The sequence below is a fragment of the Bacillus jepli genome (genome assembly GCF_047238305.1).
Lineage (GTDB): Bacteria > Bacillota > Bacilli > Bacillales > Bacillaceae_L > Ferdinandcohnia.
The window spans coordinates 3,593,175-3,606,028 of sequence record NZ_JBDFMO010000001.1; the positions used below are offsets into that span (position 1 = coordinate 3,593,175).

A 12,854-nucleotide genomic window follows, 5' to 3' on the forward strand; every position below is an offset into this window, starting at 1 on the left:
ATTAATGAAAAGTAACAGCAAGTCTTGCATTTGCAATTTTTTCATACGGAATTTCTACAGATTTTTTGCGTGTTTTGACCATTATGTTGATTGTAATTAAACTTCCATCAAAGGATGCAAGCTCTCCTTCAAAAATCTTTTCACCATCGATTGGTTCATATGTCTTCACATATACCTGTTTTCCAATAGCCTTTTCGAAGTCGCTCATTTTTTTCAACGGACGTTCAGCACCGGGACTTGAAACCTCGAGAAAATAGTTATAAGGAATCGGATCAATTTCATCAAGCTTTTCGCTTAACTTTTCACTAACTGTTCCACAATCTTCTATATCAACGCCTTTTTCAGAGTCGATGAAGACCCGAAGAAACCAGTCTTTTCCTTCCTTAACATACTCAACATCTACAAGTTCCATCTGTAATTCAGTTAATATAGGTATCACTAATTCTTCCACTATTTGTGTTACCTTTTTACTCATGTTTTTCCTCCTAAGCTGAAAAGGAATTTTCGTTTTTGTTCTTTAGTATTTCCTAAGTAGTGTAAAAACACCCTGCTATAGTAGCAGGGAGGCAGTTGGAAAATATAGAGAAGTTCCATCTTTAGAAAAAGTTGTTACACATTTTAGCCTCAGCCAAAGAATAAAGAGTGGGAAGCCCCACTCTTTCATCAGTAATTATACATAGCATTTCCATAAAAACTATAACATAACCGCTGTTTATATGCAAATAAATTTAAAAGAGCAAGCGCCTTGCAGTTGAACGTTTACTAATAACTGCCACGTCCTGTGGCAAACGTAAACGTCAGCACTTCCTGTGCAAGTCCGACAAGCACAAGACAGGCCGGCTAGAAGGTTGCCCTTTAACCTTCTCGACGGAATAGCTTGTGACCTCGAGGGGCTAGGCGCTGGAGCTAGATATCGATAATAATTAGAACAATGATAATTGATTTTGTTCTGGCATATCTTCTAGGCAACCATGGTTCTCAAGGTATTCCATGATTGTCTTCGATACTTTACCACGCTTTTGTAAATCTTCTTTTGATAAAAATTCACCTTGTTCTCTTGCTTTTACAATATTAATAGCGGCGTTGGTACCAAGTCCAGGAATCGAATTGAACGGAGGAATGAGAGCATCTCCGTCGATGATAAATTCAGTTGCACTTGAGCGGTACAAATCAATCTTATTAAAAGCAAATCCACGCTCACACATTTCAAGTGCTAACTCAAGAACTGTAAGTAGGTTCTTTTCTTTAGGTGAAGCATCAAGCCCTTTAGCATTGATTTCTTCCATACGCGCACGAATTGTACTGGAACCACGTACCATTGCCTCGACATCGAAATCGTCTGCACGAACAGTGAAGTATGCTGCATAATAGAGTAATGGCAAATGTACCTTAAAATAAGCAATCCTTACTGCCATTAGTACATAAGCTGCAGCATGAGCTTTTGGGAACATATATTTTATTTTCAAACATGAATCGATATACCAATCAGGGACATCATTTTTCTTCATTTCTTCGATAAATTCATCTGTCAATCCTTTACCTTTTCGGACTGATTCCATGATTTTAAATGCCATCGAAGGATCTAATCCTTTATAGATAAGATATACCATTATATCGTCACGACAACCAATAACTTCACTAAGCGTACAAATATTGTTTTGGATAAGCTCCTGTGCATTTCCTAGCCAAACATCGGTACCATGCGATAATCCTGAAATCTGAACTAATTCAGAGAAAGTAGTCGGCTTTGTATCCTCAAGCATTTGGCGTACAAACCGTGTACCGAATTCCGGAATCCCAAGCGTACCTGTTTTACACATAATCTGCTCTTCGGTTACACCAAGAGATTCTGTCCCACTGAAAATTTTCATAACCTCAGGGTCATCTGTTGGGATCGTTTTTGGATCAATTCCACTTAAATCCTGGAGCATCCTGATAACTGTCGGATCATCGTGCCCAAGAATATCTAGCTTTAACACATTATCATGGATAGAATGGAAATCGAAATGGGTTGTTCGCCATTCAGAATTAATATCGTCTGCAGGAAATTGAATTGGTGAAAAATCATAAATATCCATGTAGTCTGGTACAACGATAATACCACCAGGGTGCTGTCCGGTTGTTCGTTTAACACCGGTACAACCTGCAACTAACCGATCTGTTTCGGCACCTCTCATTGTTAAGTTATGATCATTCGCATATCCTTTTACATACCCATAGGCTGTTTTTTCAGCAACGGTACCAATGGTTCCAGCTCGATATACATACTCCTCACCAAATAGCACCTTTGTATAGTTATGAGCACGCGGCTGGTATTCACCAGAGAAGTTTAAGTCGATATCCGGCACCTTGTCTCCTTTAAATCCTAAGAACGTTTCGAAAGGAATATCATGGCCGTCCTTTTTATAATTAGCCCCGCAATTTGGACATTCCTTATCTGGTAGGTCAAATCCAGAACCGACAGAACCATCGTTAAAGAACTCGGAATGCTTACAGTCCGGACACACATAATGTGGTGGTAAAGGATTAACCTCTGTAATCTCCGTCATCGTAGCGACTAACGATGAACCAACCGAACCACGAGAACCTACTAGATACCCATCATCAAGTGATTTTTTTACAAGTTTATGGGAAATCAAGTAAATAACCGCAAATCCATGTCCAATGATACTTTTAAGTTCTTTTTCCAAACGCTTTTCTACGATTTCAGGTAATTCCTCACCATAAATGCTTCTTGCCATGCTATAGCTCATATCCCTGATTTCATCTTCTGCGCCTTCGATTTTAGGGGTGTACAGATCATCTTTAATCGGCTTCACTTCATCAATCATATCTGCCACTTTTTGTGTATTTGTCACAACAATTTCTTTTGCTTTCGCTTTGTCAAGGAAAGAGAAACAGTCTAACATCTCATTTGTTGTTCGAAAATGAACCTCTGGTAGCGAGTGTCGATTTAGAGGATTGGCTCCCCCTTGAGACCTTACTAAAATCTTTCGGTAAATATGGTCCTCTGGGTTTAGATAATGTACATTCCCAGTAGCAACTACCGGTTTGTTCATCTTTTCACCAAGGCTGACAATATTCTTTAAAATATCCTTAAGCTCACGCTCGTTTTGAATCAAATCTAATTCTAATAAATGCTTATAATTTGAAGGTGGCTGAACTTCTAGATAGTCATAAAATTGAGCTATAGACTCTACTTCCTCAGGTGACTTCTGCATCATGCCTTCAAATACTTCCCCTTTATCACAAGCGGAACCAACTAAAATACCTTCGCGATATTTTTGGAGTTGGGACCTTGGAATACGAGGTACACGGTAATAATAATTAATATGTGCTAACGAAATTAATTTAAATAAGTTCTTAAGACCCACATCATTTTGGGCTAGTAATGTCGCATGATATGGTCTAGAACGTTGGTATGATTTACCTTGACCCATGTAATCATTTAATTGATCATGGTAGTTAATTTCTTTTTCAGCCGCATCTTTTAACAATTTTACTGCTAAAAATCCTGTTGCCTCCGCATCATATATCGCACGGTGATGCTGGGTTAATTCAATATCAAACTTTTTACACAATGTATTTAAACGGTGGTTTTTTAAATCCGGATATAAAAATCTAGCAAGTTCGAGTGTGTCAATGACCGGATTGGTTGCTTGCTCAAATCCGCACTTTTTATAACCTACATTCAGGAACCCCATATCAAAGCTTGCGTTATGAGCTACTAATATGGCATCCTCAGCCCAATCCTTGAATTTTACTAAGACTTCACTCACTTCAGGCGCTGAACTCACCATGTCATCTGTGATGCCAGTAAGATCGATTGTCGTTGCACTTAAGCGATGATGTGGGTTGGCAAATGATTCAAAACGATCAATGATTTCACCATTTTTTACTTTAACAGCAGCCAACTCAATAATCGTGTTATAGACAGCAGATAAACCTGTTGTTTCAACGTCAAAAACAACATACGTATCCTCTTCTAAATTACGATGCTGTGAATTATATGCAATTGGGACACCATCATCGACCAAATTGGCTTCCACACCATAGATCATCTTTATCCCATTTTTCTTAGCCGCTGAATATGCTTCTGGGAATGATTGAGCACCGGCATGGTCTGTTAAGGCAATAGCTGTGTGGCCCCATTTTTTAGCTTGTCCAACTAATTGGCTAATTGAAGTGACAGCATCCATCTGACTCATTGGTGTATGCAAGTGAAGCTCGACACGTTTTTCTCCCTCAGGAGCAGTGTCTCTTCGTTCATTCATCGGCTGGATTTCATTAATATCATTTGCAATCATAACTAAGTCTCTAACAAAAGTATCATTCTGGATACTTCCGCGTACTCGTACCCACATACCTTTTTTAATCGACTGTAAAAGATGAACATCTTCTTTATCACGAGAGAATACTTTTACTAAAATAGAATCCGTATAATCGGTAACCTTGAAAGTTAGAAGTGTTCTACCACTGCGTAACTCCCTAGTCTCAGCAAAGAAGATATAGCCTTGAATCGCAATTCTCCGCTCTTCGTCAAGGATTGAACTAATTTCTTTAAAGTCTTCATCTTCCTTAATTGTATAACCAATGGTAATCGGTCCAGAAACGGCGTTCGCTTGTTCTTTATCCTTTTCTTTCTTCTGCATGTCAGCAACAGCTAACAATGCTCTTTCCTGGTCTTCTTGTTGTTTTTTCTCTAGAAACTGTTCGTACTCCTTATTTGAAACCTCTACTTCTGTTTCAAGAGTGAACATTGGAAAACCATAGGATTGATACACATTTCCTATCAATTGACTGTATTTTTTCTTAATCGCAACAGATTCAGTATCATTTCTTGTTTTGATATGAAGTTTAAGACCCTGCTGGGTTGGAAGTTGATTATGCAATAACGATAAAATTGGCGGTGCAATTCCATCTAATTCTTGTATACATAACGGCCAGTATGCTTGGACCATTTCCTCAGTCACTTGCTGAGACCCGACATGTAAAGAGAAGGTTACAGATGCAATATGAGCGAATTTTGTTCGTAATTGGGTCGAAAAAATTCTCATGACATCAGCAGGAATCACATTTTCAAAAGAAAATAAAAAATGCCATGCTTTGTTTTCTTTGTCAATCATCAGTTTTACAATACCTGCATTATCAAAGTGTGTCACCAGTGCATCGTCAGTTAATTCAAGTTGTTGCAGCAATACTTTAAAACGTTCTTTTTGCTGTGGCGATAATTCCATCCTCGTTCCCCCTCTTCAGACAGAATAATTTAAGGTACCTCATATTACCGAGGTACCCTCTTCTTTTCTATTATTTATTTTACTACATATTTCTTAATTGTCTCGATAAGATTTTCAATATTTATTTCCAATGTTTCCCCTGACTTACGAATCTTCACTTCAACAATGCCCTCGCTAGCACGTTTTCCAACAGTGATCCGTAGTGGCAATCCGATTAAATCTGAATCTGCAAATTTTACCCCTGGGCGTTCAATTCGGTCATCGAATAATACGTCAAAGCCGCTTTCCTTTAGAGCCACATATAAAGATTCAGATAGAGCTTTTTGTTCTTCATTCTTTATGTTTACTGGAATGAGGTGAAGATCATATGGCGCTAAATTTTCAGGCCAGATTAGACCATTTTCATCATTCGATTGCTCTGCAACAGCAGAAAGAGTTCTAGATACACCGATACCATAGCATCCCATAATCATTGGCTGTGATCTTCCATTTTCATCGAGGAAGGTTGCGCCCATCGCTTCACTATATCGAGTACCGAGCTTAAAGATATGACCGACTTCGATACCTTCTGCAAACACAATCGTACCTTGCCCATCAGGTGATGGATCCCCTTCTTGAATAAAACGAAGGTCCGCAAATTGAATTCCTGCAAAATCACGATCCGGGTTAACATTTATAAAATGATAATTCTCTTCGTTTGCACCACAGACTCCATTAACAACTGATGCTACGGCATGGTCAGCAATTATAGTGATTTCATTTGTCACATTAATTGGACCTAACGAACCAACCGTACAGCCCATCATTCGTTCTGTATCTTCAGCACTAGCTAATTCTACAGTTGTAGCCTCTAGCAGGTTTTTCACTTTTATATCATTTACTTCATGGTCACCGCGAGCTAACACAAGAACAAATTTTTCGTCCACCTCAAAAAGAAGTGATTTAATACATTTTTCCTTTGAAACATCAAGGAAAGCAGCCACATCTTCAATTGTCTTCTTCTCGATTGTTTCTACTTTTTCTAGTTCCTTCATCGGTTCATCGCTTTTTGGATATTCCATAACAACTGGTGCCATTTCAATATTTGCCGCAAATGAAGAAGTGTCAGAATACGCAATCGTATCCTCTCCAACTTTCGATAGAACCATAAATTCGTGGGTATCTTTACCACCCATTGCACCAGAGTCTGCAATAACGGCACGGAAGTTTAATCCACAACGCGCAAAAATATTTGAATAGGCCATATACATTTTTTCATATGCCTCATGAAGACTCTCTTGATCAGCATGAAAGGAATATGCATCCTTCATGATGAATTCTCGACCACGTAGAAGCCCGAAACGAGGTCGTTTTTCATCACGGAATTTTGTTTGAATTTGATAAAGTGTAATCGGTAGTCTTTTATATGATTTAATTTCATCACGAACAAGACTCGTAATTACTTCTTCATGTGTTGGTCCTAATACGAAATCACGCTGATGACGATCATGCAGGCGCATTAGTTCTGGACCATACGAATACCAACGTCCAGATTCCTGCCAGAGCTCTGCAGCTGTTAAAGCAGGCATAAGAAGTTCTGCAGCACCAGCCCGCTCCATTTCCTCACGGACAATAGTTTCGATTTTTTGTAAAACTCGTCTTGCTAATGGAAGATAACTATAAACCCCACTTGCATTTTGTCTAATAAAACCTGCACGTATTAAAAGTTGGTGACTTTTGATTTCAGCATCAGCAGGTACTTCTCGTAGTGTAGGTATAAGCGTCATACTTTGTTTCATATCTTGCACCTCGTTTTATTGAACTTCAATTTATAAAAAGAATCGTTGAATATCATTCCATGTTACAACCAACATTAGAAGCATTAGTAAGGCAAATCCAATAAAATGAACCATACCTTCCTTTTGCTTGTCAATCGGTTTTCCACGTACAGCTTCTAACGCAAAGAATACTAATCGTCCACCATCAAGAGCTGGCAGTGGTAAAAGATTCACAATTCCTAAGTTAATGCTGAGAATAGCAGCCCATTTCATCACATAAAAGATTCCAGATTGAACAACTGTATCGGTCGATACATATATTCCAACCGGTCCTGATAGCATGTCAATTGAGAATTGACCTGTAATAAGCTTTCCAAGGCCGAGTAATATTTCCTTTGTCCACATAAAGGTTTCCAAAACCCCATATTTCAATGAAGGTAAAACAGATTTCTCAACTGGACCATAAACACCAATGACCCCAATTGTTTCTTTCTCTAGTTGTTGAGTTTTCGGGGTTACCGATATTTCATGAAGGGTACCATTTCGTTCGACCACAAAGCCAATTTCTTCTTCGGGATGTGAGCGAATGATGGTTACAATGTCATTCCATGTCGAAACTTGTTCATTATCTATTTCACGAACAATATCACCCTCATGGAGTCCAGCTTGAAGTGCCGCTCCATCTTCCGTTAATTTTCCAAGGATCGGTTTATCAACCGGTGTCCCTTGTAATAAGCCGATTACAATTAATATAATAAAAGCTAGTACAAAATTCATTGCTGGACCAGCAGCGATTGCCAATGTACGTTGCATTAATGTTTTAGAAGCGAATTGGCGATTATATGGGGCGATTTGCGTTTCTAGTCCATCCATTACAAAAAAAGCAGTCTCACTAACCTCATATCTTTTTAGAACCTCATCTTCTCCATCTTCATATCCAGTAATAAATAAGTCGTGTTCTAAGTCGGCTTCCTCAACCTCAACTACCTTTAAATCTGGATATTTGTCCTTATTATTTAAAACTATTTTATCGACTTTCCCATCTTTATTAAATAACAACCCGATGTTATGACCTGGTTTAATTTCAACCATTTCCGGGTCTTCGCCAGCCATTCTAACATATCCACCAATCGGAAGGAGACGAATTGTGTAAAGTGTTTCATTTTTTCTAAAGGTAAATACCTTTGGTCCCATCCCAATTGCAAATTCACGACAGAGAATTCCGGCTCGCTTAGCTAAAACGAGATGCCCCCACTCATGAAAAAATACAAGTGCACCAAATATAATGATAAAGGCTATCACAGTCTCCACATATTTAACCACCTTTTGTTAGATTAAGCCAAAAGCATTAAGCGCGCCCACTAATGGGCAACAAACACAAGACGAGAGCTGTCTGAAGGCACTTTTTGCCTTCAGAAGCTATTGACTTGTGACCTCGAGCCGATGGCGCCTGAAGCTAGACGTAAAGAATTATTTCTTATCTACCAAGTCACGAACAAAAACTCGAGTTTGTTGATCTACTTGTTGGATGATATCCAAACTTGGATTTTGGATGGTATCATGTTTTTCCAATGCTTCTTCTATGATTTCCTCAATCTCTAAGAATGAGATTTTACCATTTAAAAATCCAGACACCGCCTCTTCATTTGCAGCATTTAATACAGTTGGAAGGGTCCCACCTGTTTTACCCGCATGAAAAGCAAATCCAAGGCATCTAAATCTGTCAAAATCTGGCTTTGCAAAATGTAGTTTTCCGATTTCCCAAAGGCGTAATCTCTCCTTAGATGCAGGCATTGGAAAACGATCTGGAAATGAAAAGGCGTATTGAATAGGAACCCTCATATCTGGTGTTCCAAGCTGGGCAATGACACTGCTATCATGAAACTCAACCATAGAATGAATAATGCTTTCTTTATGAAGAAGAACATCGATTTGTTCATACGGAAGATTGAACAGCCAATGAGCTTCAATCACTTCTAACCCTTTGTTCATCATGGTAGCTGAATCAATAGTTATTTTAGCACCCATCGACCAGTTCGGATGGTTAAGTGCATCTTCAATCGTAACATCCTTAAGCTCATCACGAGTGCGATCACGGAAACTTCCGCCTGAAGCAGTTAAAATGAGTTTCTCCACGTTCTTTTCATTTTCACCCTGTAGGCATTGAAAAATTGCAGAGTGCTCACTATCTACAGGTAATATGTCAACACCATGTTGCTTCGCGGCTTCCATAACAAGGTGCCCTGCAGTAACTAATGTTTCTTTGTTAGCTAGTGCAATTGTTTTTTTCGCTTCAATCGCTTTTAAAGTTGGTAATAAGCCTACACTCCCAACTACAGCATTAAGAACAATTGTTGCTTCATCATATGTAGCAACCTCAATTAAACCTTCATCACCATATACAAACTGAATGTTACTAGAAAACTCACTTTTCAATAATTCACATGTTTCTTTTGATTTCACAGAAACAAGTTTTGGTGAAAACTTATGTATAATTTCACGTCCTAAGGTCACATTATCCCCCAAAGACATAGCAACAAGCATTACCTTTTCCGGATGCTGTTCGATCACATCTAATGTTTGTTGCCCAATTGAGCCCGTAGCTCCTAATAAACTAATTTTCTTCACAAACTCACTCCCAATACACAACCACTACTGAATAATAGCACTTAAAAAATATAAAATCGGTAGGATAAATATCATGCTATCAAAACGGTCTAATATTCCTCCATGACCAGGTAGCAATGTCCCCGAATCCTTCACATTATAATGTCTCTTTAACGCGGATTCTACTAAATCCCCAATTTGTCCAAAAACAGACACAAACAATGTCACGATAAGAAGGGATAAGAAGGAATCAAATAAATCCGTGATCAAGTTAAATACAAACGCAAATATGATAGCTGTAACAATTCCGCCTAAGAAACCCTCTATTGTTTTATTCGGACTAATTTCCGGCCAAAGTTTTTTGTTACCAAGCTTTCTCCCAACAAAATAAGCCCCAGAATCAGTAGTCCAAATAACAACGAATGCATAAAATATATATGCTAATCCCAGCGCTCTTATTTCAATCATATAATAAAAACCAAAACCAATATAGAGTGCTGCAAGGATAACTAGTCCAGCATCGTCAAAGTTGAAACTATTTTTAGAAACAACCGTATACGTTAAGATTAATAAAACAATCAGAAGGACGATTTCAATTTTCGTAAATTGAAGGATTGTAAATAAATCATTGTATTGACTTGGAATTAAAATAATCCATAACAATATGATAGAAATTAAGCCTGGGATTGATGCGATTTTAATTTGCTTCATTCGTAAAAGCTCAAAAATTGCTATAGCACCCATTACATAAACCAAAATGGTAAATGGGATGCCACCAATAATTACAATCGGTAGAAAGATTGCTGCTGCAATTATTGCCGTAATAATTCTTTGCTTCATCTTATCATTCCTTTTTCAAATGCGATTGGGTCTTATACGCCCCCAAATCGCCGACCTCTCTTTTGATATGCGTGGATGGCCTCTAATAAATGTTTCTCTTTAAAATCAGGCCATAATACATCTGTAAACCAAAATTCAGTATATGCAAGCTGCCAGAGCATAAAATTACTTAATCGTATTTCCCCGCTTGTACGGATTAATAAATCCGGATCTTGTAATCCAGCACTCATTAAATATTGGTCAAATACATCCTCGTCTATTTTTTTATGTAGGTTTCCCTCTTGATAGTCCAAAAGAATGTGATTTACAGCATCTAAAATTTCTGCACGACCTCCATAATTAAGTGCGAAGTTTAATACTAAGCCGGTATTATGCTTCGTATCATTTACAGCTTTATCTACCGCTTTTTGAGTATGCGCAGGAATTGCTTCTTTATTCCCCATGATACGAACCCGAACGTTTTCCTCAATTAACTCAGGTAGAAATGTTCCCAAAAATTCTTGGGGAAGTCTTAATAAATAATTAACCTCATCCTCTGGACGCTTCCAGTTTTCTGTTGAAAACGCATAGACTGTTAAAGTCTTTACACCAAGTCTACTGGCAAGCTTGGTCACTCTTTTAACTACTTTCATTCCTTCATGGTGACCAGCAGTTCGGGGCAATGAACGCTTTTTTGCCCATCTCCCGTTACCATCCATTATAATCGCTATGTGATTAGGAATTGACCCTTTTACTATTTCTTCTTCAGAAATAGAAACTGGCTTTTTATTCGTTTTTTTAAATTTTTCAAACATTCACAAGTCCTCCAACACCCGAATCAAATGCGCCTTGGTGTTTTTGCACCCAGACCAGTTTTATTTTACCATTTTTATATCGGTCAAGGTAACTAATTAGTAGTCAGTATTAACAAAAAAACCCCCTGTAAACGTTAGAGGGTCTTTTTACAATATATTGTACATTGAAATGGATTAAACTTCCATGATTTCTTTTTCTTTTTCTTTTGCAATGGAATCAATCTTATTAATAGATTCATCCGTGATCTTTTGAACATCATCGGTTAGGCTGCGTAATTCGTCTTCAGTGATTTCACCATTTTTCTCAAGCTTTTTCAATTCATCGTTCCCATCACGACGGACATTACGAACCGCAACTTTAGATTCTTCCGCATATTTCTTTACCAACTTCACTAACTCACGACGTCTTTCCTCTGTTAGTGGTGGGATTGAAATACGAATAATGGACCCATCATTAGTTGGATTTAAACCTAAATCGGCCTTCTGAATCGCTTTTTCCATATCTCCTAAAACAGACTTGTCATATGGTTGGATAACAAGCATTCTAGCTTCAGGTACATTGATAGATGCAAGCTGATTTAAAGGCGTTGGTGCGCCATAGTAATCAACTGATACCTTATCGAGGATTGCTGGGTTCGCTCTACCAGCTCTAACAGTTGCTAGTTCACGAGACAATGCTTGGATTGCTTTAGACATTTTATCTTTCACTTGATTTAATGTGTTATTCGCCATAAAGTTATTTCCCCCTTACAATTGTTCCGATATTTTCTCCTAGTACGGCACGTTTAATATTGCCTTCTTCCATAATTGAAAAAACAATTAACGGAATATCATTGTCCATGCAAAGTGAAGATGCAGTGGAATCCATGACAGCTAGTCCTTCTTTTATAACATCGAGATAGGATAATGTGTCATATTTCACAGCTGTTTTATCTTTCGATGGATCAGCATTATAGACACCGTCTACATTGTTTTTAGCCATTAAGATAACCTCTGCCTCGATTTCAGCAGCACGTAGAGCGGCAGTTGTATCTGTTGAGAAATAAGGATTTCCTGTACCTGCTGCAAATATAACAACTCGTTTCTTTTCAAGATGACGAATCGCCTTTCTTCTTATGTATGGTTCAGCGACTTGACGCATTTCAATAGATGTTTGGACACGAGTTTGAATTCCTTGATTTTCTAAGCTATCTTGTAAAGCTAAGGAATTCATTACCGTTGCAAGCATTCCCATATAGTCAGCATTTGCACGATCCATCCCCATTTCACTGCCAATCTTACCTCTCCAAATATTTCCGCCACCGACAACTACAGCAACTTCTACACCTAGTTCAGCAACTTCCTTCACTTGTTTTGCTACAGACTGGATTACAGATGGATTTATGCCAAATCCCTGCTCACCCGCTAATGCTTCTCCACTTAATTTTAACACTACACGTTTATATTTGGCACCACTCATCGAATAAAAAACCTCCATCTTTTAAGAAAAGTACAAGGCGCTCAGCCCTAGGTGTCAAGCATAAGACGGGCTTCTGAACGTGCATTTTACCTTCAGAAGCAATTGACTTAGACCAGAGAGCCGATTCGCCTTGTGCTAGACACAAAAAAAGTACTAGCAC

9 protein-coding genes are annotated in these 12,854 nt (G+C 38.3%); all 9 read right to left on the reverse strand.

What is annotated here, in order from left to right; all coding sequences use genetic code 11:
• Nucleotide 1 precedes the first annotated feature (1 nt).
• The 9 genes from rimP to pyrH all read right to left on the reverse strand — a co-directional run bounded on the left by rimP (nucleotide 2) and on the right by pyrH (nucleotide 12,694).
• Nucleotides 2-475 carry a ribosome maturation factor RimP gene (gene rimP / locus ABC371_RS18385; RefSeq protein WP_412898119.1) on the reverse strand — a complete coding sequence of 158 codons (474 nt, stop codon included), beginning with the start codon at nucleotides 473-475 and terminating at the stop codon, nucleotides 2-4.
• Nucleotides 476-923: 448 nt separating this feature from the next.
• Nucleotides 924-5,237, reverse strand: coding sequence for a PolC-type DNA polymerase III (locus ABC371_RS18390; protein WP_412898120.1), 4,314 nt, complete (start codon nucleotides 5,235-5,237; stop codon nucleotides 924-926).
• 74 nt (nucleotides 5,238-5,311) lie between these two features.
• Entirely contained in the window at nucleotides 5,312-7,015 is a 1,704-nt protein-coding gene (locus ABC371_RS18395) for a proline--tRNA ligase (protein ID WP_412898121.1), read from the reverse strand.
• A gap of 30 nt (nucleotides 7,016-7,045) precedes the next feature.
• Nucleotides 7,046-8,305 carry an RIP metalloprotease RseP gene (gene rseP / locus ABC371_RS18400; RefSeq protein WP_412898122.1) on the reverse strand — a complete coding sequence of 420 codons (1,260 nt, stop codon included), beginning with the start codon at nucleotides 8,303-8,305 and terminating at the stop codon, nucleotides 7,046-7,048.
• A gap of 159 nt (nucleotides 8,306-8,464) precedes the next feature.
• On the reverse strand, nucleotides 8,465-9,622 hold the full coding sequence (locus ABC371_RS18405) for a 1-deoxy-D-xylulose-5-phosphate reductoisomerase (RefSeq protein ID WP_412898123.1): 1,158 nt from the start codon (nucleotides 9,620-9,622) through the stop codon (nucleotides 8,465-8,467).
• A gap of 24 nt (nucleotides 9,623-9,646) precedes the next feature.
• Nucleotides 9,647-10,441 carry a phosphatidate cytidylyltransferase gene (locus ABC371_RS18410; protein WP_412898124.1) on the reverse strand — a complete coding sequence of 265 codons (795 nt, stop codon included), beginning with the start codon at nucleotides 10,439-10,441 and terminating at the stop codon, nucleotides 9,647-9,649.
• 32 nt (nucleotides 10,442-10,473) lie between these two features.
• The gene (gene uppS / locus ABC371_RS18415) at nucleotides 10,474-11,235 is read right to left on the reverse strand and encodes an undecaprenyl pyrophosphate synthase (protein WP_412898125.1); all 762 of its coding nucleotides are present in this window, start codon (nucleotides 11,233-11,235) and stop codon (nucleotides 10,474-10,476) included.
• A gap of 174 nt (nucleotides 11,236-11,409) precedes the next feature.
• Complete coding sequence (gene frr, locus ABC371_RS18420; protein WP_412898126.1) at nucleotides 11,410-11,967, reverse strand: ribosome recycling factor; 558 nt, start codon at nucleotides 11,965-11,967, stop codon at nucleotides 11,410-11,412.
• Between the two features lie 4 nt (nucleotides 11,968-11,971).
• Nucleotides 11,972-12,694 (reverse strand): UMP kinase, encoded by a 723-nt coding sequence (pyrH, locus tag ABC371_RS18425; protein ID WP_412898127.1) that lies wholly within the window; start codon nucleotides 12,692-12,694, stop codon nucleotides 11,972-11,974.
• Between the last annotated feature and the right edge of the window lie 160 nt (nucleotides 12,695-12,854).